Source organism: Hungatella sp. SL.1.14, from assembly GCF_024460495.1.
GTDB lineage: Bacteria > Bacillota > Clostridia > Lachnospirales > Lachnospiraceae > Hungatella > Hungatella hathewayi.
Genome location: NZ_JANFYJ010000014.1, coordinates 30567 through 57048, shown reverse-complemented (window position 1 = coordinate 57048; position 26482 = coordinate 30567). Strand labels below are relative to the sequence as shown.

Below are 26482 nucleotides of genomic sequence, written 5' to 3'. Positions count from 1 at the left end.
GCGGTGGAAAGAGGATTCAATATGGATAAGATTCTGATCGCAGCGTCAACCCATTGGGACCGTGAATGGTACCGTACCTTTCAGGAGTTTCAGATCCGGCTCTGTGGCCTGATGAACCGGCTCATTACACTTCTGGAGCAGGACGAAGAGTTTCTGTGCTATACCTTTGACGGGCAGTCAGCAGTCCTGGAAGACTATCTGGAAATCTACCCTGAAAACAGAGGAAGGATCGAAAATCTGGCGGCAGAGGGGCGCCTCGTATTTGGGCCTCTCTATAATCTTCCGGATGAGTTCTTATCCGGCGGGGAGGCGCTGATCCGCAATTTTCTGCTCGGAGACGAGGTCTGCCAGTCCGTAGGAGGAAAGTTAAACGCGGGCTATGTGCCGGACAATTTCGGCCATATCTCCCAGCTTCCGCAGATATTAAACGGCGTGGGGATCGATACCGCCTTTTTCTTTCGGGGGATGGACAGGACGGAATATAAGGAGAAGGAATTCTACTGGGAATCCCCGGACGGATCCCGTGTCCTGTGCGAGTATATGATTCTGGGATACTGGAGCCTGAAGAGCTGGGGAAAAATGGGAAAGAGTACTGCAGAACACTTTTACGATGCATACCGGCTGTTAAAAGAATCCAGCTGTTTAAATACCTTTCTGCTGATCAACGGTTCCGACCATCTCTATCAGGATCCCGATTTTACTGCTATGGTGAGAGAAGTAAAAGAGGCATATCCGGAGCTGGACATAAAGAATGGCTCGATTGCCGATTATGCGGAGATGGCGAAAGCGGCTGCCAGTCAGTCTGATTGTTTAAGGACGGTTGAAGGAGAACTGAGGGATTTCCGGTACGGGCCGGACCCTACGGCGGTCACTTCCTGCCGGGGCCGGATAAAACGTCTCCTCTCAGCAGTACAGTCGGAGGTGGAACGGTATGCGGAGCCCCTGGCTGTTCTGGCTTCCAGGACAGGAGGCGGATTTGACTATCCCGGGGGGCTGTTCGGAAAAATATGGAGAAATATTACCATTTCTCTGGGACACGACGCAGTCTCCGGTTGTTCAACCGATGAGGTGATGGAAGATATCAGGTCCTACTTAACCCATGCCCTCCAGTCAGCCTCAAGGATCAGCGAGATGGCAATGGAGGAGCTGGCCGGACGGGAAGAGTATGGCCGGAAGTATGGGGAGGAGTCGTATCTGGCTGTCTTCAATCCCCACCCGTTTGCCTGTTCAGGCATGACCGAACAGACGATACGTTTGGAGAAGGCGGGGGCGTGGAAGGATTTCGTGCTTTACGGGGAGAACGATGAGGAAATTCCATATGAAATCCTGGAATGGTCGGATGAGGTGATTACCCGTGAATACCTCTATAACAGCAAGGAGAAGGTGCCGGAGACGTGTGTAAAGATTCTTTTTCCGGTAAACGATGTTCCTGCACTCTCCATCCGGCATTTCCGGATTCAGAAAAGCCGCCTGCTGGAGAAAAGGAGCCAGGAATTCTATGTTCGGAGCCAGCCTTCCAGGGCAGAAATTGAAAACCAGCGCTTTTCCATTACAGTTAATGAGGATGCCAGTATCAATGTTCTGGATAAAAAAAGCGGACGGATCTACCGGGGACTGAACAGCTTTGTGGACAGAGGCGAGGCGGGGGATGAGTATCAGCACGTGTCCCCGCTTCTGGACGAGCATGTGATGGCAAGACTTACAGGCGTATCAGTCATACATAACAGCCCGTTGTCGCAGAAGCTTAAGATAACAGCGGAGCTGAATATACCGGACCGGGCAGAACGCGGATTTTTGAAGCGTTCCGGTGCTTATCGGGTGTGCCGGATTGTAACAGTCGTCTGCCTGACCAGGGGAACAGACCGGGTGGAATTTACGGTACAGATCGATAATCCCTGTTCGGATCATATCCTGTTTGCGAGATTCCCGACTGCATTGCATTCCCCGGTGGAATATTCAAATTCAGGTTTTGATGAGACTGAGCGGGACTGTGAGAGGAAGGCTTTTGCACCGGAGCTTAAATCGACCCAGTCTCTGCTGAAACCGATGCGCGGGTATGCGGGGATTAAGGGAGCGGATGGAAGCTTTCATGTGATGGGAAAAGGGCTTTATGAGTACCACACGAAGAAAAGCGGGCAGGGAACAGACTTTTATCTTACCCTGTTAAGGAGTACAAGTTACTTGTTCCATGGCCTTCCGACCTCCTGGCTGGATGGCCAGGAGAGCACAACCCCGGTGGTGGAGACAAAGGGGGCTGCAGAGTCAGGGGAAAGCACTGTGGAATATGCGATTCTGTTTGATGAACAGAATCCGGCCAGGGAGGCGGAGAAGTACCTGTATCCCCTTTATGGAGTCAATGTGACGTGTCTGCCGGATAACAGAGAAGCCTGTAAATCCTTCTTGAGTTTTGACAATGAGAATATTCTGCTCAGTGCCCTCAAGAAACACCGGTCAAAAGACGGGACGGTACTGCGGTTCTATAACAGAAACAGCAGTGAGGAAAAACTGGTGATCCGTACCGGCCGGCAGATTCGCGAATGCCGGGCGTGCAGCCTTTTGGAAGAACTGGAAGGGGAGATGGAGCACACGGCGGACACCATAACCTGCACTGTACCGGGAAAAAAAATCATAACACTATATATTGCATGGAGATAGAATATGGACGGCATAAAAGAACACTTACAACATTTATATCCGGACTGCTGGGAGGAGCTGGAACAGCGGATCGGAGCACTGACAGAATCGTGGAAGTTAAAAATGGGAAACACCTCCGGAGAGGCGCTTTATCCATGGGTAAGTAAAGACGATGTCATGCTGATCACGTATGGTGATGGAATCGGAAGAGAGGGGGAAGCGCCCCTTGCAACACTCCGGTCATTCCTTAACGAGGAACTTTCCGGTACGGTGAGCGCGGTCCATTTACTCCCCATGTTTCCCTATACGTCGGATGACGGATTCTCTGTGACGGATTTTAAAGCAATTAATCCGGAACTGGGAGATTGGGAAGATATCGAGAACCTGCGGAAAGAATACGATCTGATGTTTGACGCGGTAATCAATCACGTCTCTAAATCAAGCGGGTACTTTAAGGAATATGCGGCGGGAAATCCGCACTACCGGGGATTTTTTATCGAGGCAGATCCCGAAGGGGACTACAGCAGGGTAATCCGGCCCCGAACGCTCCCTCTGCTTACAAAGTTTGAGACTTCCATGGGAACGAAGTATCTTTGGACCACCTTCAGTGAGGATCAGATCGATTTAAACTACAGGGATCCGGAGGTCTTAATGGAGATACTCGATGTTCTTCTGCTCTATGCGGCAAGGGGCGCACGGTTTATCCGGTTTGACGCTATCGGTTTTGCCTGGAAGGAGCCGGGGACGACCTGCATGCATCTTCCCCAGACACATGAGCTGATCAAGCTGATGCGATGTGTTTTGGAGTCCTGCGCCAAAGGCTGCACAATCATAACCGAAACCAATGTGCCTCATAAAGAAAACATCAGCTATTTTGGCAGCGGTTACGATGAGGCCGGGCTGGTTTATCAGTTTCCGCTTCCTCCGCTGACCCTGTACTCATATTTAAGCGGAAGCGCCGCACATTTATCCGACTGGGCGGATGGACTGGAAGCAACCACGGAGGCGACCACTTACTTTAATTTTCTGGCTTCCCACGATGGGATCGGCCTTCGCCCGGTGGAGGATATCTTAAGCGAGGGGGAACGGCGCCTTATGGTGGCTGAGGTAATGGAGCGAGGCGGTCAGGTTGGATACCGTTCCCTGGCCGACGGCAGTATGGTTCCGTATGAACTGAATATCAATTACCTGGACGCCATAGCCGGAAACGAGAAGGACATGGGAAGGATGGTACGGAAATTCCTGGGTTCCCAGTGTATTTTGCTTTCTGTTATGGGAATGCCGGCAATTTATTACCACAGCCTTCTGGGATCCAGAAACTGTTACCGGGATTTCGAGGAATCGGGAATCAAAAGAAGAATCAACAGGGAGAAGCTTAACGCAGATCAGCTTAAGACAGAACTCTCTGATCCGAATTCCTTAAGGAGCCGGGTGCTGGCCGGATACAGACAGATGTTGAAAATACGGAAGCAGGAGGAGGCGTTTTCTCCCAACAGCCCGCAGCAGGTGCTGAAGCTGGACGAGCGGGTTTTTGCACTCTTAAGGGGAACGCAGGAAAATCAGATTCTGGTACTTATCAACGTATCGGATGATGTGGTAAAATTAGAGACAGGAATGGCGGGAAGCGGTCTGCTTTCCGAAAAACAGATGAATCAGGCGGTTACGCTGGAGCCATATGAATATCTGTGGCTGAAAATAAAAGGCTGACCGTCACAGGAAAGAGGAGAAGCAGGGTATGGACAGAGATTACAGCTTTTTGGATTCCCTCGACAGGGGAATGTATTTTGATAAGAAAGAGTACGACGGAGTGCCGCCTTTAAGCTATGAAGAGGTAAAGGACAATCTGCCGGTTCCCATCGTATCCAGCCATCCGGAATGGGTAGAATGCTACAGGTATGCGGTTCAGGTTTTATATACCAATATTCACCGCCCGGCAGAGGGAAGCGGATTTGTAAGCAATTTTGTGGATGCCGCGTTTAACGATGATATTTTCCTTTGGGATACAGTATTTATGACGTTGTTTTGTAATCTTCTTCATCCTTACGTTCCGGGAATCTGTTCCCTGGACAATTTTTACTGCAAGCAGTTTGACGATGGGGAGATACCGAGAGAGATGGTGAGGGAGACGGGAAAAGATTTTCTCCTGTGGGTGAATGCATTTGACAGTCCCCTGTACTCCTATTTTCAGAATCACTATGGCTTTCGCACTCTAAGAGAACTGGGAAAGCTGCCGTATGAAGACATGTACAAGCCGAATATGGGACGGATTATTGAGAAGAAACCGTACCTCACCCTGGACAATTTAAATCATCCCCTTCTCGCTTTTGCAGAGTGGGAGAGCTACTGCCATACGAGAGATGCGGCGCGCCTTCACATGGTACTGGAACCGCTGTACCACTATCACGAGGCCATGAAATACCATCTGCGTCATCAAAACGGATTATACGTCACAGACTGGGCAAGTATGGATAATTCCCCGAGAAACAAGCATCTGGGACTGGCGGTGGATACCAGCTGTGAGATGGCCATGTTTGCAGGAAATTTGATAGACATTATGGATGTTCTGGTAAAGCGTGGATACGAGGTGACGGATTACGAAAAAAGGCGTGAGGGTCTTAAAAAGGACCGTGCGGTTTTGATAGAGAAGATCAATCATTATATGTGGAACGAACAGGACGGGTTTTATTACGATATGACATTTGGCGAGCGCCAGACCAGAATCAAGACGATCGCAGGCTTCTTTCCGCTGGTGTCCGGTGTAGCGGACGAAAAGCAGGGAAAGCGTCTTATCGAATGGCTGGAGGATAAGGAGACCTTCAACCGTGTTCACAGGATTCCGGTTGTGGCCGCGGACGAAGAGGGGTATGATCCCAGAGGAGGATACTGGAGAGGTTCCGTCTGGGCGCCGACCAATGCTCTCGTAACCTGCGGACTGGAGAAGCACGGCTTCCATAAGCTGGCCAGGGACATCGCCATCAACCATCTGGATGTGATTGCCAAAGTCTATGAGCAGACGGGAACCATCTGGGAGAACTATCCGCCGGATGAGATATCAAGCGGGGATGCCGATAATAAAGATTTCGTGGGCTGGTCCGGCCTTGCCCCGATTCTCTATCTGATCCAGTACGCCGCAGGCCTGTCTCTCGACAGGAAAGAAGCGGAGCCGACAGTCAGATGGGAGATATCCGAGCATCTGGTTCGGGGAGGCGTTTTGGGATGCAGACGTTACTGGTTTGCAGGAAAGACCGCTGATTTTGTGGCAAAAGACGCAGGCGGATCTCTGGAAGTGAGCATTCATACAGAGGACTGCTTCAAACTCAATCTGATCTATCAGGGAGCACAGCACTCGATTATGGTGCAGGGTGACATGAAGCTGACATTTTAAATCCTGCGAGGTGTGATGTTTTATGAAGACAATAGCGATTTACGGCGACAGTATTTCTACGGGAACACACGGGGAGGGCGGTTATGAGAATACATTAAAAAACAGCCTCTCCCTGGATAAAGTCTATAATTTTGCGGTGGGCTCCAGCGGCCTGACACGGAAGACACCCGGCGGCATGTTGGAAGTGCTCGATAAAAATCCGGTTCCGGAAGATGCAGAACTGTTCCTGATCTGGCATGGAAGCAATGACTGGTATTGGGGAAGTGAATTGGAAGCGTTTTCTGAAGCCATAGAGGCGGCGGTAAACAGACTGCGTGCCGCGGTCCCCACCGCCTGCCTGGTATGGGTAACTCCGATCTACCGGTTCGAATGCCCGGACGGCATGGCACAGGCAGGGGAGGCTTACGAACTGCCCAATAAAAGCGGATACACCATGCTGGATTATTATGTGGAACTGGAACGCGCCAGCAAGCGGCTGGGATTTCCTCTCATAGATATGCGGAGGCTGTGCGGAATTCACCGCGATAATGCTGAGTTATATCTGGAAGACCGGGTTCATCCCAACCGGGCGGGCTACCAGAGGATCAGCGCGGTCCTTGCCAGGGAGATTCAGAGATTTTGTATTTTTTAAACAGGATCTGTTTGACAGACCATATTCCCAGTGGTACACTGAGGAAGTAAAACAAAGAAACCCAAATAAGCATTTCGTTTCCGGCGATAAACGCTTTTTATGAGGATACCAGCGATGAACAGACCAGCTCATGAATTTACTTATGGATATTGCAGCTGTTTCTTCAGTGCAGATACCTGCTGCAGTGAAGTTTTTTGCGTACAATATAAGAGGAAATCCATGCAGTCGGGAAAAGAATTATCGTGAGATTCGTTTTGATATTTTAAATTTAAATGCCAAGATATCGAAGGAACCGTTGCCCGGCGGTTCCTTTTTTGATTGTAAAAAAGTTTGCAGGGAAACAGATGAAAAAATATGTAGAATTTTAGAAACCAATGCAAATTTGCATTGTTCGCTATGATAAAGTATGACCATAGATAACAGAAAGAAAGTCTGAAACGTAACATTTGAGGATGCGTAAGCCCAGCGGCGAGGGCAGGAGACTGTAAATCTCTCACATCGGAAACAACGCAGGTTCGAGTCCTGCCGCATCCATTTCCGCCGGAGAAGCGAGGAACAGCAGACTGGCTGAAACGTGCCGGAAAGTTGAAATTTGGAAAAGTGATCGAGAGGATTAAGATGATACTTTGCTAAAGTATTGTGCTGTCAGGCACCGGGGATTCGAATCCCTCCTTTTCCGTTTGATCTTTTATATGTTTTACATTTTATAATAATTTTATGATAAGTAAGAAGAAAGGAAAATCGAAATGGAAACCGTTGTACTACGTAAGCGATATTGCAGCAGTCAGCCTGTCAGTTATTACAACAACAGGCTTTTTTGCGTTGCAGCAGACAATCGCTTAAAGAGTGTGCGGCGAATATCAAATTCCACGGCATGGACCGCATGATCTTTAAGCCCCAACAGGAGGAGTGGTATCATGCATCAGGTTTTATTTCCGCTGGTGATCGTAACTATATTAAAACAACATGGATCGAAGGAGCAGCCGCTGACAATCTCGCAGATTGCGGACATGATCAACAGACAGTACGCACCGTTTGCGGACGGGGAAAATGTCATGAACCGTTCTACGGTGGCCAGAACGCTGGAATCGCTGGTGCTGTACACGGAAGTCGGCGATCTGCTGGATTTCTGTGTGATCGAGGGCGGTTCAGCCAATAAGAAAAAATACTACATCGAACATCACAAAATTGGATAAATTTTGTCAGGAGCAGATTCGCATAATTTACTCTGCCTCGGCTCATACTAGACTTTGTACAAAAGAAGTACAAAACAAAAAACAGGTGAGTCCATGGAGAAACCGAGTAGGAAACTGAAGAAAACTATTTTAATACTGGGAGTTACGGGGGCAGTTTATGCAAGCTTTAAGTATCTGCTGCCCCTGGTGATTCCCTTTTTGATTGCATATATATTTGCCCTGGCACTTCGCCCTTCCGCCGTATGGCTGGAAAGGAAATGCCGGCTGCCGTTCAAAAAGAAAGAAATTCATCTGCCGTTAGCTGCCATCGGGGGCATCCAGATCCTGATTCTGATGGTTTTGTTTGGGGCGCTTCTGTATTATGGAGGCAGAAAGCTGTTTATGGAGGCAAATTTATTCTTTGACAATCTTCCGCAGATGATTAACAGCCTCGATCACTGGCTGACCGGCTGCTGTTTTTTTACTGAGAATCTGCTCCGCCTTCCCAGAGGGTTTCTCGTGAAAATGCTGCGGGATATGCTGGTTGGAGGCGGAAAAGCCATGAAGGATGCCGCCATGCCGTTTTTAATGGTGAACTCCATGACTGTTGTGCGCTGTTTTATAGAAGTAACGGTCATGACCGTTATCCTGTTTATCGCCACCATCCTTTCCCTTCAGGAGATGGAAGATATCCGGATGCGCCGTGACAATTCCATTTTCCGCCACGAATTTGCCCTGTTGGGCGGCAGACTGTCCATGGTTGGAAGCGCATGGCTGAAGACACAGGGAAGCATCATGTTCCTGACCATGTGCATCTGTACCGCAGGACTGTTTCTGATGGGAAATCAATACAGCCTCCTACTGGGGATCGGAATCGGCCTTCTCGATGCGCTTCCCATCTTTGGAACAGGAACGGTACTGATTCCCTGGGCCCTGTTTCGCCTGGTCAACGGAGACTGGCTCTATGGAATCGGCCTCTTCGTCATCTATATTATCTGCTATTTCCTCCGCCAGGTGATGGAGGCCAAAATTATGGCAGATAAGGTTGGGCTGACGCCGCTTGAAACGTTGATTTCCATGTATGTAGGTCTGCAGCTGTTCGGACTGCTGGGATTTATCCTGGGGCCGATCGGTCTTTTGATTATTGAAGATCTGGTGGAACTGTACGGCGGCTAGTGGTATACTGGTTCCATAAAAGGATCATGGCAGATGTGACACGGCAGTTCTGCCATGACAGAAATGGAGGCAGCGATGGAGCCGGGCAAATTAATTGAATTTTTAGGAATACTGGAAAAATTAAAATGCAACACCCGCCATAACTGGACCACTTCGGGCAGGAGGGAGAGTGTTGCGGAACACAGCTGGCGTCTGGCGGTAATGGCGTTTCTGCTGAAGGACGAATTCCCGGAACTGGATATGGACCGGGTGGTGGATATGTGCCTGATCCACGACTGGGGCGAGGCTGTTACCGGGGATATTCCGGCGTTTATAAAAGGCAGCACAGATGAAAAGACAGAGAGTGCCGTTCTCCGGATCATGACGGGTTCTCTTCCCGAAGACCTGGCCCGCAGGCTTAACGGGCTCTTTGACGAGATGGAGGCCCTTCAGACGAAGGAGGCAAAACTCACCAAGGCTCTGGACAAGATCGAGACCCTGATTCAGCATAACGAGGCGGGGGCGGACACATGGCTTCCCCTGGAATACGAGCTGAATCTTACATATGGAAACGAAATATCGAACATGTCGGAGTACACCAGACGATTACGTGATTTAGTGAGACAGGAGTCTGAGCGGATTATAAGTGAAAAGCCGCTTAAGGATCAGGAATGCGGCAGTACAGGAAGCCACAGCGCTCTGGATGATGAAACTTTTGAAAAAATAAAGGAGCTCCGAAAGGAACTCCACGAAATTCCGGAACTGTCCGGTCAGGAACGAAAGACCATGGAAGTTTTAAAAATGTTCCTAAGGAAACATACCTCCCTTTCGGTTAACGACCGGGGAAGCTGGTTCTACGCCATTCATCAGGAAGATGGCGCCGGGGAAACCGTCGTTTTCCGCGCGGACATGGACGCCATAAAAGGCGCCGGAAATATTCCTTATCATGGCTGCGGCCACGACGGCCACAGTGCTATTCTGGCCGGGCTCTGCCTCTTAACGGAGGGACGGGTATTTCAAAAGAATCTCTGCTTCCTCTTCCAGCCCGCAGAAGAGACTGGAGAGGGCGGAAAAATCTGCTGTAATTTATTAGAAGAACTGGGGGCAGACAGAGTCTACGGCTTCCACAATCTCCCGGGCTATCCGCTTGGGACTGCAGTTATGAGAAGAGAAACATTTTCCTGTGCTTCCAGAGGACTGATCATCAGGCTTACCGGTAAACCATGCCATGCCGCCTATCCGGAGCAGGGAATCAATCCGGCCTATTTGATCAGCGGGATAATCGCTTCCCTGCCGGATTTCCTGAAACCTGAGGAATATCAGGGAATGGTACTGGCCAGCATCATCGAGGTGAAAGTTGGAGACGAATCTTTTGGCGTGTCCGCAGGTGATGGAACACTTGCACTCACTATCCGTGCCGAGCACTTAGAAGACCTGGACAAACTGGAAGGCCGTATCAGAGACGAAGCAGAATCAAAGGCAGAGGCCGAACATATGGCATGCTGCATCACCCGCCGCGACGAATTCCCGGATACCGTAAACACCGCTGAGATCGCAGACAAAAGCCGAATGCTGTTTGAAAAGGAAGGAATCCCCTGTCTCGAAGCCGCCGCCCCCTTCCGCTGGTCCGAGGATTTCGGATGGTATTTAAAGAAATCCCAGGGCATGTATTTCGGCATGGGAGCCGGCGAAGACTGCCCGGACCTCCACACGCCAGACTATGAGTTCCCGGACGAATTGATCCGAAATGCGGTCAGATGCTTATACCTGCTTGCAGAGATTTAGGTACTGTGGAAAGAAGAAATATAAATTGCTTTTACAAGATTGGACATTGAGAGGGAGAAAAGATGAAAAAAGTGGCCGTCATCACCCTTGACAAAGAAATCCAAATAGCGTAAAATCAACCATACAAACCAACATAACAACATACGTTTCAGACGTGGAAGAGGATTAGTAAGCGATGATGCATTCCAGAGAGAGGGTCACTGGTGGAAGACCTTCATGCCCCTGGTCGCCCAACCTGCCTTGGAGTCCCGCAGCAAACTGCGGCGCATATCCGGCGTTATCGGAGATACAAGTGAGTCACATTGTGGCTAAATTGGGTGGTACCACCGAGCTGTTCGGTCCCTTGTATGGGGATCGGCGGCTCTTTTTCGTTTCATAGAAAAATACGTAATTTAACAGGTAAAGGAGAATGATTATGGCAAAGGACAAAAAGTTAGTAGAAGCAATCACATCGATGGATGTGGACTTCGCCCAGTGGTATACCGATGTGGTGAAGAAAGCGGAACTCATCGACTATTCCAGCGTAAAGGGCTGTATGGTGATCAAACCGGCCGGCTACGCGATCTGGGAGAACATCCAGAAGGAACTGGACAGCAGATTTAAAGCGGTTGGCGTGGAGAATGTATACATGCCGATGTTTATCCCGGAAAGCCTTCTCCAGAAGGAGAAAGACCATGTGGAGGGATTTGCGCCGGAGGTGGCGTGGGTGACATACGGTGGCCTGGAGCCGCTTACAGAGCGCCTCTGCGTGAGACCGACCTCCGAGACTCTGTTCTGTGATTTTTATGCAAGAGATATTCATTCCTACCGTGATCTTCCAAAGGTATATAACCAGTGGTGTTCCGTCGTTCGCTGGGAAAAGACGACGAGACCGTTCCTTCGTTCCCGCGAGTTCTTATGGCAGGAAGGCCATACGGCTCATGCCACGGCAGAGGATGCGCAGGCCAGAACCGAGCAGATGTTAAACCTCTATGCTGACTTCTGTGAGGAAGTTCTGGCCATGCCGGTAATCCGCGGCCAGAAGACCGACAAGGAGAAGTTCGCCGGAGCGGAAGCCACTTACACCATCGAGGCGCTGATGCACGACGGCAAGGCGCTGCAGTCCGGAACGAGCCACAACTTCGGCGATGGATTCGCAAAAGCCTTTGAAATCCAGTACTCTGATAAAGAAAATAAACTGCAGTACGTACACCAGACCTCCTGGGGTATGAGTACCCGTCTGATCGGCGGTATCATCATGGTACACGGCGATGACAACGGCCTTGTTCTGCCTCCGAGAATCGCACCGGTTCAGGTGATGATCGTCCCGATTCAGCAGGCGAAGGAAGGTGTTCTGGAAAAGGCGGCTGAGATCAAATCCGTTCTGTCGGGTTACCGTGTGAAGGTGGATGACACCGATAAGAGCCCGGGCTGGAAATTTGCAGAGTCCGAGATGCGCGGCATACCGGTTCGCGTGGAGATCGGCCCGAAGGATATTGAGGCAGGCCAGGCCATTCTGGTACGCCGCGATACCCATGAGAAGATATCCGTTTCCTTAGAGGAGATCGGCCAGAAGGTGGGAGAACTGCTTGATACAATCCAGCACGATATGTACGAGCGCGCACTGGCACACCGCGAGGCCCATACGTATGAGGCGACTGATTTTGATACATTTACAAAGACCATCGAAGAGAAGCCGGGCTTCGTAAAAGCCATGTGGTGCGGATGCCAGGAATGTGAAGACAAGATCAGGGAACTGACAGGAGCGACTTCCCGCTGTATGCCATTTAAGCAGGAGAAGCTTTCCGATACGTGTATCTGCTGCGGAAAGCCGGCGACGAAGATGGTATACTGGGGCCGTGCATATTAAGGTACCGGTGATCCAACCGTACGGCTTCTGTAATATACCGATAATAGAAATGAGATGATGGCATGGTGAAAGAAATACGGGTTCCGGCGGATGCGGAGCAGATCATTGAAAAACTGAATGAGCACGGATTTGAGGCGTATGTCGTGGGCGGGTGCGTCCGCGACAGCCTGCTGGGAAAGGAGCCGGAGGACTGGGATATCACCACTTCGGCCAGGCCTGGGGAAGTGAAATCCATTTTCAGCCGGACGATCGATACGGGGATCCAGCACGGCACGGTTACAGTAATGCTTAACCGGCAGGGATATGAGGTGACCACGTACCGGGTGGACGGTGAGTATGAGGATGGGCGTCATCCGAAGTCCGTAGATTTCACTACCAGCCTTTTAGAAGATTTGAAACGCCGTGATTTCACCATCAACGCCATGGCTTACAACAGCCGTGAGGGGCTGGTGGATGCATTTGGCGGTATCGAGGATTTGGAGAACCGGGTGATCCGGTGCGTCGGCAGCGCCGTGAACCGTTTTACCGAGGATGCGCTTCGGATCTTAAGAGCAGTCCGGTTTTCCGCGCAGCTGGATTTCCGGATTGAGGACGAGACTTATGAGGCGATTTCCATCATTGCCCCCAATTTAGAAAAGGTGAGCAAAGAACGGATTGCCACGGAGCTTACGAAGCTTCTGCTGTCCTCCCATCCGGAAAAGATGAAGAGAGTATCTGATACGGGGGCTTCACGCTACGTCTCCGAACCATTTTGCAGGGCGGCTGCGCTTAACAAGGACGAGCTGCGTCCGCTGGGGCTTCTGCCTGCTGTAAAATATATGAGGTGGGCCGGGCTTCTCCGCAGGGAGAAGGGGGAGACGGCAGCAGCCATACTTCGGGATTTAAAGATGGACTGTGATACCATGGATAAAGTAAAAATACTTGTTTCCCGGTGGAGAATACCGATTTCCGCAGAGAAACCGGCGATTCGCCGGGTGATGAATCAGATTCCTCCGGATCTCTTGGACAGCCTGCTCTGTTTCCAGGAGGTCTTTGCCGCAGAGCTGGGCGAAGGCTATAGAGGGACGTTAAAGGCGGTGAAGACGCTTGCGGAAGAGATCCGCAGGGACGGTGATCCGGTAAATCTAAAGGAACTGGCTGTGGATGGCCGCGATCTGATGGCGGCCGGCATGAAGCCGGGGCCAGCGCTTGGAAAGACGCTGAATGCGCTGATGGAGCAGGTGCTGGAGCGGCCGGAGTGCAACACGAGAGAGTATCTGCTGAATGCCGCCGGATTGAAATGCGAGTTACCATAAAACAGGAGAAGCCGTTTGGCCCCTGCCCGCGTCTGTTTGAAGAAGCAGCTGCGGATGCAGGGGCCAAACTTTCTTTTTTCACGTATATTTCCGTTCCGCCGCTCATACCCTAGAAGTAGCCGATGAGCTAAGAGTTGGAGGGGTGGTTGTGATAGAGAAATACACAGAGGTGCTTTCGCAGTATGAGCTTGAAATTCTGGATGTGAGACGCGGCCGCGGCGCCTGGCTGTGTGAGACAAACCAGGGCCTGAAGCTTCTCAGAGAATATAAAGGGACCATAAAACGGCTGGAATTCGAAGACCAGGTGTTTACGCAGCTGGAAGAGGCCTGGCACCCTTTTGTGGACCGTTATGTGAGAAACCGTGAAGGCGAACTGCTTTCCAGCGCGGATGACGGGACGAGATGGATCGTAAAAGACTGGTATGCCGACAGGGAGTGCAATTTAAAAGACGACAGGGAAGTCCTCAGAGCCATTACGCAGATTGCCAGTTTACATAAAATGTTGCGAAAAATCGAATTCAAGGAAGAGTGGAATCTCGGTTCCATACTCGTGCAGCTTCCGGGAGATGAGATGGAGCGCCATAACAGGGAGCTTATACGGGCGCGTTCCTTTATCAGGAACAAGAGGAAAAAGACGGAGTTTGAACTCTGCGTCATAGGAAATTATGACATGTTTTTTGAACAGGCCAGGGATGCCAGACTCGGCATGAAGGAGTTTTGTGAGCGCTATGGAGAGGAAGAGTGTTACCTGTGCCACGGGGACTTGAACCAGCACCATATCCTGATGTGTCCCAGAGATGTGGCTGTGGTGGAATTTAACCGGATGCATCTGGGAATGCAGATGGAAGACCTGTACCATTTTATGAGAAAGGCCATGGAGAAGCACGACTGGAGTTTAAAACTCGGCACCTCCATGCTGGAAACGTATTCCAGAATTCTTCCGCTGTCGGACACAGACAGAACCTGCCTTTACTATCTGTTTTTGTATCCGGAAAAATACTGGAAACAGATTAATTTCTACTACAATGCCAACAAAGCATGGATTCCGGCCAGAAATATTGAGAAATTAAAGGATTTGGAATTGCAGCAGCCGCTTCGCAATGAGTTCCTTTCCAGAATTAAATAACACAATTTCGCTTTCCTTTTAGACTGTTATGATTTATAATGTTGATAACAGAATGGAGAGAAAGGAGTATTGTGTTTTATGAAAGACTATAAGAGTATTTATGAAGAATGGCTGGCTAATCCATACTTCGATGAGGCTACGAAAGAAGAACTCCGGTCCATTAAAGAGGACGAGAATGAAATGAAAGAAAGGTTTTATCAAGATCTGGAATTTGGCACGGCCGGCCTGCGCGGCGTGATCGGCGCAGGTATCAACCGTATGAATATTTATGTGGTACGCAGGGCAACCCAGGGGCTTGCCAATTACATTATCAAGCAGGGCGGCGCGGATAAGGGCGTGGCGATTGCTTACGATTCGAGACATATGTCTCCGGAATTTGCAGAGGAAGCGGCCCTTACTCTGGCGGCCAACGGCATTAAGGCCTATAAATTCGAATCCCTGCGTCCGACTCCTGAACTTTCCTTTGCAGTCAGGGAACTGGGCTGTATCGCCGGTATCAACATCACCGCAAGCCACAACCCGCCTGAGTATAACGGATACAAGGTATACTGGGAGGACGGCGCGCAGTTTACCCCGCCTCATGACAAGGGGGTAACTGCGGAAGTACTTGCAATTACAGACCTTTCCACCGTGAAGACCACCGATGTGGAATCTGCAAAGGCGGCGGGCAAGTATGAGATCATCGGCGAGGCGATTGATGATAAATACATCGCCCAGGTAAAAGCCCAGGTGGTGAATCAGGATGCCATCGACAAGATGCAGGACAGCATTCAGATTGTCTATACTCCACTCCACGGCACCGGTAATATTCCGGCCAGAAGAGCGCTGGCGGAGATCGGCTTCACCCACGTTTATGTGGTTCCGGAGCAGGAACTTCCGGATGGGGATTTCCCGACTGTCAGCTATCCGAATCCGGAGGCAGAGGAAGCCTTTGAGCTGGGCCTGGCGCTGGCAAAGGAGAAGGATGCCGATTTAGTTCTGGCGACCGACCCGGATGCAGACCGCCTCGGAGTTTACGTAAAAGATACGAAGTCCGGCCAGTACATTCCGCTTACAGGAAATATGTCAGGTTCCCTGTTATGTGAATACGTTCTGAGCCAGAAGAAGGAACGCGGAGCGATTCCGGCGGATGGACAGGTGGTGAAGTCCATCGTTACCACTAACTTGGTTGATGCGGTGGCGAAGTCCTACGGATGCGAGCTGATTGAAGTACTGACCGGATTTAAGTATATCGGCCAGCAGATTTTAAAAGAAGAGAACACGGGATACGGAACGTATTTATTCGGTCTGGAGGAGAGTTACGGCTGTCTGATCGGAACGTATGCCCGTGATAAAGACGCGATTTCCGCCACGGTAGCGCTCTGTGAGGCAGCCGCTTATTATAAGATGAAGGGCATGACCTTATGGGATGCCATGATTGCCATCTATGAGAAGTACGGCTACTATAAAGACGCTGTCAAGTCCATCGGACTGAAGGGAATCGAGGGCCAGGCAAAGATCCAGGCCATTATGGATACATTAAGAAACAACACACCAACCGAAGTGGGCGGATACAGGACGGTCTCTGCCAGGGACTACAAGCTGGATACGATTAAGGATATGGAAAACGGCGAAGTAAAACCGACCGGACTTCCGGAATCAAACGTTCTCTATTACGATCTGACCGATGACGCATGGCTGTGTGTAAGGCCATCCGGCACAGAGCCGAAGATCAAGTTCTACTATGGGATCAAGGGCACTTCCCTAGCGGATGCGGATGAGAAATCTGCGAAGCTGGGGGAAGCGGTGATGGCCATGGTGGATTCCATGATGTGATAGAATAATAATGAAGTGTAAAAACGCCTGTGGAACCAAAACACAGGCGTTTTTCAAATGATTCAGGATTGTTATAGTCGTCAAACATTCATATCCCGGCTTCTTTCATAAGCTCCATAATCTTTTCTATGCGCCGCTCCATATCTTTCCCGGTATATTTGGGGAAATGTGCCTCGCGCACGATCCTGCCGTCACACAGGAACAGGACGCGCTCCGTGCGGGCTGCGATTCTGGCATCGTGCGTCACCACCATGACTGCGGTTCCCTGTGTGTTGATTTCCGTAAAAATATCCATGATTTCCTGGGCGGACTTTGAATTTAAGGCGCCGGTGGGTTCATCACCAAACAGGATTTTCGGGTCATTCATGAGGGCGCGGCAGATTCCCGCACGCTGGAGCTGTCCGCCCGATGCACGGGAGATATCCCTGTCCTCCAGCTCCCCGATTCCGGTTTTTTGTATGAGTGCCCGTGCCTTTTCGGTGACTCGGGAGACATTTTTCTTTTTATCCCGCAGGGAGGGAAGGATGATATTGTCCAGAATGTTTAAATTCTTCAGCAGAGTGGGCTGCTGGAAGACGAAGCCCATCTGTGTCCGGCGAAGGTCTGCCAGCTGATTTTCCGTGCAGGCGGTTAAATTGCTTCCGCAGAAGGATACGCTTCCGCCGTCGATGCGGTCCATGCCGCTCAGAGCGAAGAGCAGCGTTGATTTTCCGGAACCTGAGGGCCCCATCACCGAGATAAATTCGCCTTTGCGGACCGACAGGCTGATTCCATCCAGGATGCGCTGGTGTTCGGATCCCTCATAAAACGATTTAACAATGCTTTCGGCATGTATGATTTCTTCCATGTTATTCCTTTCCATATTCAGATATTGTGATCTTCTCTATTCCCTTTGTGCCGGCAAGTGAGGCAGAGACCGCGGTGCAGATCATGAGAAGCGGGCAGAGCAGACGGGACAGGAGGGGATTTACCGCAAAGCGGAAGGAGGGGGCGCCGAAACCGGAGAGGACCAGACCGGCCAATGCCCCGCCAGCAGTATTGGCCAGAAGGATTCCGGCGAAGATTCCGCACACGGATACGAGTACGAAACGGCTTAAATACTGCAGCCGGATGTCTCCGGCGGTGAATCCGGAGGCCTTCATGACTGCGATGGAATAGCGGTCCTTTGCGGTCAGCAGGTTGACGAACAGCAGTGTAATCAGACCGGTGAGCGTAACCGCCACCGCAGCCGCAGCGATAGCCGCCATGCGAATGGAATTCAGCGTGGGTCCGTAAGTCTGGGAGATGTAATCGCGGATATCCGTGACTTTTGTATCGCGAAATGTGTCCGTATATTCACGGACAATCTGTGAGAGCATTGAGGGATCTTTCAGCCCGGCGTAGATGACGGCCCAAACTGTGTCGTCCGAATCTGCCGGGAAGGCGGCCTTCGCCGTTTTTCCTCCGTTGGTGATGTCGGAATAGATTCCGCACACCGTCAGTGTCTGTGTACCGCTGCCGGTAATCAGTGTGAGACTGTCGCCCGGGGCCTTGCGCAGCTCCTCGGCGTTCATGGCAGAGAGGGCGATCTCATCGGGGGTGACGGGGGCCTGCCCTTTTACGTAGGAAACAGGAAATATCCGGTGATCCCCCAGCTCCGTCAAAAGATTCCGAACGGTACCCTCCGGCGTTTCCACCTGAAAGGACTTGGTAGTCAGTGCAGTATGGCGGAGAATGGAGCCGTCCTGTTCCATTTTCCGGATGATCCGGGCGGCGTCTTCCGCTAAATGGTCTGACTGGCGCAGATCGATCCGCAGATCACAGTTACCGATTCCCATGTAGGTGACGAAGCCCCTGGACGACATGGTGGTATACAGATTGATGGGAATCACAAGGAGAAAGGCTGCAAAGAGAAGTACGGTGAAATTGACGCCGTACAGCCTTTTTTCCAGGAGTACATCCCGGATTCCCAGGAAGATGCTGACATTGAAAAAATGGCTGTGATTCAGAGACAGCCGGCCGGCGCTGCGAAAAGCCATTGATCCGGTACCGCGCCGCATGGCTTCGGAGGCGGATAGTTTCTGTAAGCGTCCCAGAACTCCGTTTACATAAAGCAGAATGGAGAAAAATACAATCAAAACGCCTGCAGGTGCGAGGAATAAGGCGGCAGGGCCGTTTCCGCCGGTTCCCATGTTTAAACGGATATTCTGAAGGAGAAGGTTCTTAAGCAGAAATGAAAAAACGATGCCTGCCGTGCATCCGGATGCGGCGATCACTGCATATTTGGCGAGATACAGCTTCTTTATGTCGGAGACGCGCAGGCCGATTGCCTTCATCACACCCAGTTCCCGGTAGTCGGATTCTAACTGGGCCAGAAGCGTATAACGAATGCATAAGAAGGCAATCAGAACGGTCAGGAAGCCGAGAAGCAGGATCACGGCGATCATCATGCCGTCGGATAAGGAGCCCAGCAGACGAAACATCGGATACGTGACGGCAGGACCGCTGGAAGGAAGCCCGGCAGCCGTATAATCAGCGGCAAAGGCGTCCAGGGCCGATAGGTCTTTTAAACGGAACTCGATCAAATGCTCCATGGTTCCAAGGCTTCTCAGCCGTTCAAAATCCTGGGGACTTACGAGGAAGCGTTTGGAGGAAGAGAGCATGGAATTCATCTGTGAATCCCGCAGAAATCCTGCTGTTCGAAACGGGATTCCACAGACGGAGACGATGTCGCCGGTCTTCATGGCGGCTTCCTGCATGTAGCAGACCGGTACGTAGATATCCCCGCCGGCAGGGGTGATGACGGCTCCGTCCAGGTCCAGAAGGTAATCAAATGCACCGCTCTGAGTGGAAAACCCGTTGTCCTGTGTACTGCTGATTAAGGAGTGGCCATTCAGTTCAATCTCACTGTTGTCAATGTTTAGAAACTCCAGAATTTGATACCGGTCAACCGCTTCATGCTGCGAGGCAAAACGGTTGACCGGCTCAGTATCCAGCGGGCCGGAGTGCATCTGCATGAAATGCGGCGTCTCTGCCTGCACCATCAGCCGGTCCAGGGCGCCCGCAAGGTTCAGAGCCAGAATAACAGCCAGGGAGACGAGCGTGGCGGCCAGCGCCACAAACAGGGCGGTGATCATGGTAGTGAGCCGGCTTTTTCTGATATCGTTTCGGATAATGCGGCAATCAATCATAGCTTACCTCGTTTCTTCAAGAGCCCTCACGGATTTGATGCGGCAGGGCAGAAAGGATATGGCGGCCAGGAGAATCCCGGCTGTGACGATCAGGAGGCCGGAACCTCTCCCGGATCCGATGGATAACAGCGCGCCGGTACCGTCTGCCAGAATGCCGGAAATACCATAAGCGGCCACGTATCCCAGCTGTGACAGGACCCCGATCAGTCCCCAGGCTCTCCCCTGGAAATCATCGGCAATGTTGGTGCGTACGAGAAAATCCAGCGCCGCGTTTGCAAAGGGCAGGGAGGAGAAGAAAAGAAATCCGAAAACACAGATGACAACGATGTTTTCCCGCATTCCAAAACCGGCCATGAAGATCCCCGCTGCAAAGAGGGCGGCAGACAGGATGACCACGCGGTTTTTCTTCAGACTGACCGTCCCGATTACCAGGCTGGAGATGAGCATGCCCGAGGCACAGATGGTCTCGGAAATGCCGAGGACGGTACTGTCTGCGAATCCCAGGATCATCGGGCCGAAAAGTGTCTGGATAAAGCCTAAGAAAAATGTGATGGCAGAAGACAGAATAACCAGCACCAGAACACCCTTCTTCTGCGTGATGGCATTCCATCCTTCCGAGAATTCTCTGGTGAAGGATTTTGTCTCCATTGCCTGCTTCGACTGGATTCCTTTCCGGACGACCAGCGTCGCGGTTACCGTTAAGAAAAAGGTAGCGGTGTCTAAGAGAAGCAGAAGGCGGATATCGGAGATGGTGAGCAGCAGGCCTGCGAGTACCGGAGAAATCAGGTATTTCGCAGATCCCGCAACGCCCACCAGACCGCTGGCCTTTGTATACTGTTCCGGCGTCAGCAAGTCGGTCACCGTGGCCTTGTAGGCGGGATCGAGAAGCGAAGAAAACACAGAACTTATGGTGACGCCCACACAGATCTGCCACAACGCGGCCTCTCCCTTAGAGAGGCAGAGCAGGATGAAAAGGAGTCCCAGCGCGGACAGGCCGTCACCCAGAATCATTAAGAGCCTGCGGTCGTAACGGTCTGCCAGGACCCCGGCAGGAACGCCCAGAATCAGTCCCGGCGCAAAGGCCAGCAGTGTGACGAGAGCGGTGGAGGAGGCCAACCCTGTCTGCTGAAAGACGTATACTCCCAGCCCGAAGGAGGTGAGACCGCTTCCAATGGCAGAAACCAGTTCTCCTGTCCAGAGGAGAAGAAATTTATGGAAATAATTAGCTGTCTGCTTCATTCTGCCCGACCTTTCTGCTGCCGAACACCCGCATGAGATCCGATGCAAGACTCCCGGTTTCTGTTCCCAGCAGCCGCTCTATATTGAAGATAAGGGCCTGCACCCGCTCGTCTCTCAGCTCCTCTGTGGCTTCCGCGGCATCGTCGAAAAAGACGTTGCTGTAGACCATAATCATCTCCATACACTCCCTTGGGTAGGGAGTCTGAAAGTATCCGGCCTCCGCGCCTTCCCGGATCAGCTTCGTCAGAATCGGAGTGACGCCGTTTAATACCGCCATCTGTGTTTTCTGGTGCATCAGCGCATTCTGCGGCCGGTGCATCTGTTCCTTCAGCTCCTGCCCGCCCTTCTGGCTGACATTCAGCGCAAGAATTGTACGGATCAGCCGCTCTTTGACAGAGAACCTTTTGTCGGATGCGGCCTCCTGCGCCGCACTCAGAATCTGTCTGTTATACCGCTCGATCAGGGCATCCAGAATATCCTCTTTGGATTTAAAATGGTAGTACAGGGTTCCTCTCGCGATTCCGACCATCTCTAAAATATCGCCGGTGCTGGTATTGTCAAAGCCCTTTCGGGCGAAAAGCGTATCTGCTGCATCTAAAATTTCATTTTTACGTATCTCTGGTTCTTTCACCGTTCTCATTGCGCAGTCTCCTTTTTCACTTCATTACCGACTGACTGTCGGTCTGTAAAAAGAGAATACCACACTCCGGTCTGTTTGTAAAGAGAAAGAGTAAAAAGTATGGCCGGGAAGAGGGCGTTTACGAAACAGGGCCGCATTTCTGGTACAAAAAAACAGAGCCGTTTCAGCTCTGTTTTTAGTAATTAGCTTTTCAGACGTTCCTTTAATTCTTTCAGCGCCTCTCCAAACTGTCTGGAAGAAGCGGTAGGGTTTCCTCTTAAGAGACCCTTGCGGTAGAAACCGAGATGTTTGGATAATTTATCCCGGTTCTCTGTGAGGGACTGCAGCCGTTCGGTCAGTGCGGATAGATCGGGGACTGCCTTGCCGGCGGTCTCTTTGATGCTGGCTGCAGCTTCGAGACGGCGCTCCGCGCTTTCCTTTAAAGCATTTAGTTTTTCTTCCGTACGCATTGCGGTTTCTGCCTTTAATGTCGTAATCTTAACGGCAGCCTCACCCTTTAAGTTGGCGGCCCGCTGAATCTGCTCGTCGCGCAGGTCAGAGAGTTTGTCTGCTGTTTCAGCTTTTAAAAGAGCCATCTGCAGCTGGATTTCTTCCAGTTCCGCCTTCATCTTTGTCATGGACTCCAGCACACGGCCAAGATCGAGGGCCTCTTTCGTGGATTCAACGGCATCGGCCACAAACAGGACCCCGATGATGCCGCATAAGACGATGCACAGGACAGGATTTAGATCCAGAACCACGCTTTCCACGGGGCGATGGATAAATTCTGTTAAAACAATGGTCAGAAAACCCCAGGCAATGGACGTGCCCAGGCAGATGTAGCCGTTGAGGTTAAGCGGTTGTTCAGTGTAGTCCCAGTACTTCATCTTAAACAGGCGCTCCATGGTCCAGCCGGTGATGTATTCCAGCACCGAGGCTCCGATCATACCGGACAGGAAAACCAGGAACAAGTTATTCTGAAACGGCAGGGAGGCCCACAGCATGATGATCGCCCCGCTTCCATACAACGGAAGCATTGGAAGCCGCAGAAAGCCGCGGTTTACGAAATGGCCGCATTTTAAGGAGACATATGTGGATTCAATGATCCATCCAATGAAGCAGTAGAGGAAGAAAAAGAGAAGCCACTGATACCAGGTGTATATGTACATAAATAAAATCCTTTCGTTTAAATTTATTGACTTAAAGACCTACCATCTATCATAAACGTTTTTGCCGATTTTGACAACCGAAACTTAGTGGCTTCTTTCCCCTTGCAAGAACGGCGGTTGTCATGTAAAATGGGTTAAGAAATAAGAAGATTGAGGAGTTTACGAATGAGCATATTAAATGTTGAACATCTGACACATGGATTTGGCGACCGTGCCATCTTTAACGACGTGTCATTCCGTCTTTTAAAGGGAGAGCATATCGGTTTAATCGGAGCTAACGGTGAAGGCAAATCCACATTTATGAATATTATTACCGGAAAGCTTCAGCCTGACGAAGGAAAGGTGGAGTGGGCGAAGCGCGTCCGCGTCGGCTATCTGGATCAGCACACGGTGCTGGAGAAAGGAATGACGATCCGGGATGTGTTAAAGAGCGCATTTGCATTTCTGTTTCAGATGGAAGAGCAGATGAATGAGATCTGCGACCGCATGGGCGAGGCGGGAGAGGAAGAGATGGAGTCCATGATGGAAGAACTGGGAACGATCCAGGATCTTCTGATGGCCCACGATTTCTATATTATCGACTCCAAAGTGGAGGAGGTGGCCCGGGCCCTGGGGCTTACGGATATCGGCATCGACAAGGATGTCACTGAGCTCTCCGGAGGCCAGAGAACCAAAGTGCTGCTGGGAAAACTGCTGCTGGAAAAACCGGATATCCTCCTTCTGGACGAGCCGACCAATTATTTAGATGAGCAGCATATTGAATGGCTGAAGCGTTATCTGTTAGAGTATGAGAATGCGTTTATTTTAATATCCCACGATATTCCATTTTTGAACAGTGTGGTGAATATTATCTACCATATGGAAAACCAGAGTCTGGACCGCTATGTGGGAGACTACGATAAGTTTGTGGAGGTCCACGCTGTGAAGAAGGCGCAGCTGGAGGCAGCTTATAAGCGTCAGCAGCAGGAGATCGCGGAGCTGGAAGACTTTGTAGCGCGCAACAAGGCCAGGGTTTCCACCCGGAACATGGCCATGTCGAGGCAGAAGAAGCTGGATAAGATGGATGTCATCGAGCTGGCGCGGGAGAAACCGAAGCCGGAGTTTCATTTTCTGGAGGCGAGAACCGCAGGAAAGACGATTATTGAGACAACCGACTTAATCATCGGATACGATGAGCCTCTGTCGAGACCGTTAAATGTCCGCATGGAGCGAGGGGAAAAGATCGTACTGGTCGGCGCCAACGGAATCGGAAAAACCACCCTTTTAAAGAGTATTCTGGGACTGGTTCCGCCGCTGGACGGAAAGGTGATGCTCGGAGACTATCTGTCCATCGGTTATTTTGAGCAGGAGATGGCGCCAGGCAACAAGACAACCTGTATTGAGGAAATCTGGAAGGAATTCCCTTCCTATACCCAGTATCAGGTTCGTTCCGCCCTGGCCAAATGCGGCCTGACCACCAAGCACATCGAGAGCCAGGTGCGTGTCTTAAGCGGAGGTGAGCAGGCAAAGGTTAGATTATGTAAACTCATTAACCGGGAAACAAATGTGCTTCTGCTGGATGAGCCGACCAACCATTTGGATGTGGAGGCGAAGGAGGAATTAAAGCGGGCACTGAAGGAGTATAAGGGAAGTATCCTTTTAATCTGCCATGAGCCGGAGTTTTACGAGGGCGTGGCGACGAAGGTGTGGGATTGCCGGGAATGGGCGCTGAAGCTGTCATAGGAGCACCTGTCCGGCAGGCCGCCGGAATCTGATGATGTGAATAAAGAAGCAGCCGTCCTGTTACAGGCGGCTGCTTCTTTAAACTATTGGGAATGGTAGGTATAATAAATTAGGATAATGTCTTTAGGGGGGCCGGATGATCTTTCAATCATCCGGTATGAGTATGAAAAAGCTTTGTGTTAATCACTGTTTTGTGATTGACTTTATAATACCAGGAATTTGTGTGCATTTTGTGGACTTTCCATTAAGAAAAAATAAAAAAGATTATAACTTTATGAAGAATCTGTTTAAATTTATTTCGCTGAAATCGGGTATCCTATAACGGAACTGCATGTTACAAACAAAAGTCCCGCTCCGAGGGGGACCGAAGCGGGAAATAATCATTTAGGGGGGCCGGATGATCTTACGACCATCCGGTATGAGTATGAAAAAGCTTTGTGATTTCAAGTAAGTTACTTGAAACAAAGGCCCGCTATCCTCTCGGATAACGTATTTTCAGTATACGGGTAAAATGTGACCAAAATGTGTATTGGACATAAAAAAAACATAAACATAATAAAAATAAAAAAAACCCTTTAAAAACAGGTTGTTATTGTATATAATAAGGGAGATAAACAAAATTGGACTATTAGGGCCAGTAACCCGAATTGGAAATACAGATAAAGGAAACTCTGGGAACCGTTTAAGCGAACAGGAGGAAATAAATGATGATGTCTAATGATATCGGTATCGATTTAGGTACCGCCAGCATACTTGTGTATATAAAAGGGAAAGGTGTTGTATTAAAAGAGCCTTCCGTAGTTGCAATTGACCGTGACACGAACAAAATCAAGGCGATCGGGGAAGAGGCGAGACTGATGATCGGCAGAACGCCGGGCAATATCGTCGCAGTCAGACCGCTTCGCCAGGGTGTTATCTCCGATTATACCGTAACGGAGAAGATGTTAAAATATTTTATCAACAAGGCAGTAGGCAAGAAAACACTGAGAAAGCCGAGAATCAGCGTCTGCATTCCAAGCGGAGCCACAGAAGTTGAGAAGAAGGCCGTAGAGGACGCTACGTATCAGGCAGGAGCCAGAGAGGTAGCCATTATCGAAGAGCCGGTTGCGGCTGCGATCGGCGCAGGCATCGATATCGCCAAGGCCTGCGGAAACATGATCGTAGATATCGGAGGCGGTACTTCTGATATTGCAGTCATCTCCCTGGGCGGCACGGTAGTGAGCACGTCCATCAAGGTGGCCGGTGATGATTTTGATGAGGCACTGGTTCGCTATATGCGTAAAAAACACAACCTTCTGATCGGAGAGAGAACCGCAGAGGAGATAAAGATTAATATCGGTGCGGCTTACCGCAGACCGGAAGTCCTGACCATGGAAGTGAGGGGCCGTAACCTGGTTACCGGTCTTCCAAAGACGATTGTCGTTACATCCGATGAGACTCTGGATGCATTAAAGGAACCGGCCATGCAGATCGTGGACGCAGTACACAACGTTCTGGAGAGGACTCCACCGGAACTGGCAGCCGACATATTTGACCGCGGCATCGTTCTGACCGGAGGCGGTTCCCTGCTTTCCGGCCTGGATTCCCTGATCGAGGAGAAGACGGGGATCAACACCATGATTGCAGAAGATCCGCTTACGGCTGTTGCGATCGGTACAGGAAAGTTTATCGAGTTTACCCATGACGGCGGTAAATCTGAATTTTAACCATTGT

General features: G+C 50.6%; 19 protein-coding genes, 2 tRNA genes and 1 other annotated feature. Of the genes, 16 read left to right on the top strand and 5 right to left on the bottom strand.

The features are described from left to right. Window positions 1–21: 21 nt before the first annotated feature. The 14 genes from NE473_RS15930 to NE473_RS15865 all read left to right on the top strand — a co-directional run bounded on the left by NE473_RS15930 (window position 22) and on the right by NE473_RS15865 (window position 16850). Complete coding sequence (locus NE473_RS15930) at window positions 22–2655, top strand: glycoside hydrolase family 38 N-terminal domain-containing protein (protein ID WP_055651596.1); 2634 nt, start codon at window positions 22–24, stop codon at window positions 2653–2655. Window positions 2656–2658: 3 nt separating this feature from the next. After that, a complete protein-coding gene (locus NE473_RS15925; RefSeq protein WP_055651597.1) occupies window positions 2659–4341 on the top strand; it encodes a sugar phosphorylase in 1683 nt (560 codons plus the stop codon). 28 nt (window positions 4342–4369) lie between these two features. Further along, on the top strand, window positions 4370–6019 hold the full coding sequence (locus NE473_RS15920) for an MGH1-like glycoside hydrolase domain-containing protein (protein ID WP_055651598.1): 1650 nt from the start codon (window positions 4370–4372) through the stop codon (window positions 6017–6019). 22 nt (window positions 6020–6041) lie between these two features. Next, window positions 6042–6650 (top strand): SGNH/GDSL hydrolase family protein, encoded by a 609-nt coding sequence (locus NE473_RS15915; RefSeq protein WP_022030922.1) that lies wholly within the window; start codon window positions 6042–6044, stop codon window positions 6648–6650. A gap of 130 nt (window positions 6651–6780) precedes the next feature. Continuing rightward, on the top strand, window positions 6781–7050 hold the full coding sequence (locus NE473_RS15910; protein WP_147418904.1) for a hypothetical protein: 270 nt from the start codon (window positions 6781–6783) through the stop codon (window positions 7048–7050). Window positions 7051–7100: 50 nt separating this feature from the next. Continuing rightward, window positions 7101–7184, top strand: a tRNA-Tyr gene (locus NE473_RS15905). Between the two features lie 60 nt (window positions 7185–7244). Continuing rightward, window positions 7245–7329: transfer RNA gene (locus tag NE473_RS15900), tRNA-Ser, on the top strand. A gap of 238 nt (window positions 7330–7567) precedes the next feature. Further along, window positions 7568–7846 carry a hypothetical protein gene (locus NE473_RS15895; protein ID WP_055651599.1) on the top strand — a complete coding sequence of 93 codons (279 nt, stop codon included), beginning with the start codon at window positions 7568–7570 and terminating at the stop codon, window positions 7844–7846. A gap of 93 nt (window positions 7847–7939) precedes the next feature. After that, on the top strand, window positions 7940–9001 hold the full coding sequence (locus tag NE473_RS15890; protein WP_055651600.1) for an AI-2E family transporter: 1062 nt from the start codon (window positions 7940–7942) through the stop codon (window positions 8999–9001). 54 nt (window positions 9002–9055) lie between these two features. Beyond that, complete coding sequence (locus NE473_RS15885; protein ID WP_055651601.1) at window positions 9056–10765, top strand: M20/M25/M40 family metallo-hydrolase; 1710 nt, start codon at window positions 9056–9058, stop codon at window positions 10763–10765. A 146-nt stretch (window positions 10766–10911) separates the two neighbouring features. Further along, window positions 10912–11112 (top strand) — a binding site (T-box leader). Between the two features lie 68 nt (window positions 11113–11180). Further along, a complete protein-coding gene (gene proS, locus NE473_RS15880) occupies window positions 11181–12614 on the top strand; it encodes a proline--tRNA ligase (RefSeq protein WP_022031453.1) in 1434 nt (477 codons plus the stop codon). A gap of 62 nt (window positions 12615–12676) precedes the next feature. Further along, entirely contained in the window at window positions 12677–13909 is a 1233-nt protein-coding gene (locus NE473_RS15875) for a CCA tRNA nucleotidyltransferase (protein ID WP_055651602.1), read from the top strand. A 148-nt stretch (window positions 13910–14057) separates the two neighbouring features. Beyond that, complete coding sequence (locus tag NE473_RS15870; RefSeq protein WP_022031455.1) at window positions 14058–15035, top strand: protein kinase family protein; 978 nt, start codon at window positions 14058–14060, stop codon at window positions 15033–15035. Window positions 15036–15113: 78 nt separating this feature from the next. Next, entirely contained in the window at window positions 15114–16850 is a 1737-nt protein-coding gene (locus tag NE473_RS15865; RefSeq protein ID WP_006772399.1) for a phospho-sugar mutase, read from the top strand. An 88-nt stretch (window positions 16851–16938) separates the two neighbouring features. On the opposite strand, the gene NE473_RS15860 is transcribed toward NE473_RS15865, so the two are convergent. From NE473_RS15860 to NE473_RS15840, 5 genes are all read right to left on the bottom strand, one after another. Further along, window positions 16939–17697, bottom strand: coding sequence for an ABC transporter ATP-binding protein (locus NE473_RS15860; RefSeq protein WP_055651603.1), 759 nt, complete (start codon window positions 17695–17697; stop codon window positions 16939–16941). Between the two features lies 1 nt (window position 17698). Then, window positions 17699–20020 (bottom strand): ABC transporter permease, encoded by a 2322-nt coding sequence (locus NE473_RS15855; RefSeq protein ID WP_055651604.1) that lies wholly within the window; start codon window positions 20018–20020, stop codon window positions 17699–17701. 3 nt (window positions 20021–20023) lie between these two features. Next, entirely contained in the window at window positions 20024–21259 is a 1236-nt protein-coding gene (locus tag NE473_RS15850) for an MFS transporter (protein ID WP_006772396.1), read from the bottom strand. After that, window positions 21243–21899 (bottom strand): TetR/AcrR family transcriptional regulator, encoded by a 657-nt coding sequence (locus tag NE473_RS15845; protein WP_055651605.1) that lies wholly within the window; start codon window positions 21897–21899, stop codon window positions 21243–21245. Before NE473_RS15845 ends, NE473_RS15850 begins: the two co-directional genes overlap by 17 nt. Window positions 21900–22081: 182 nt before the next feature. Further along, on the bottom strand, window positions 22082–23047 hold the full coding sequence (locus NE473_RS15840) for a putative ABC transporter permease (RefSeq protein ID WP_055651606.1): 966 nt from the start codon (window positions 23045–23047) through the stop codon (window positions 22082–22084). A 165-nt stretch (window positions 23048–23212) separates the two neighbouring features. On the opposite strand from NE473_RS15840, the gene NE473_RS15835 reads away from it, so the two are divergent. After that, window positions 23213–24769, top strand: coding sequence for an ABC-F family ATP-binding cassette domain-containing protein (locus NE473_RS15835; protein WP_006772392.1), 1557 nt, complete (start codon window positions 23213–23215; stop codon window positions 24767–24769). Window positions 24770–25473: 704 nt separating this feature from the next. Beyond that, complete coding sequence (locus tag NE473_RS15830; RefSeq protein ID WP_006772389.1) at window positions 25474–26475, top strand: rod shape-determining protein; 1002 nt, start codon at window positions 25474–25476, stop codon at window positions 26473–26475. Window positions 26476–26482: the final 7 nt, after the last annotated feature.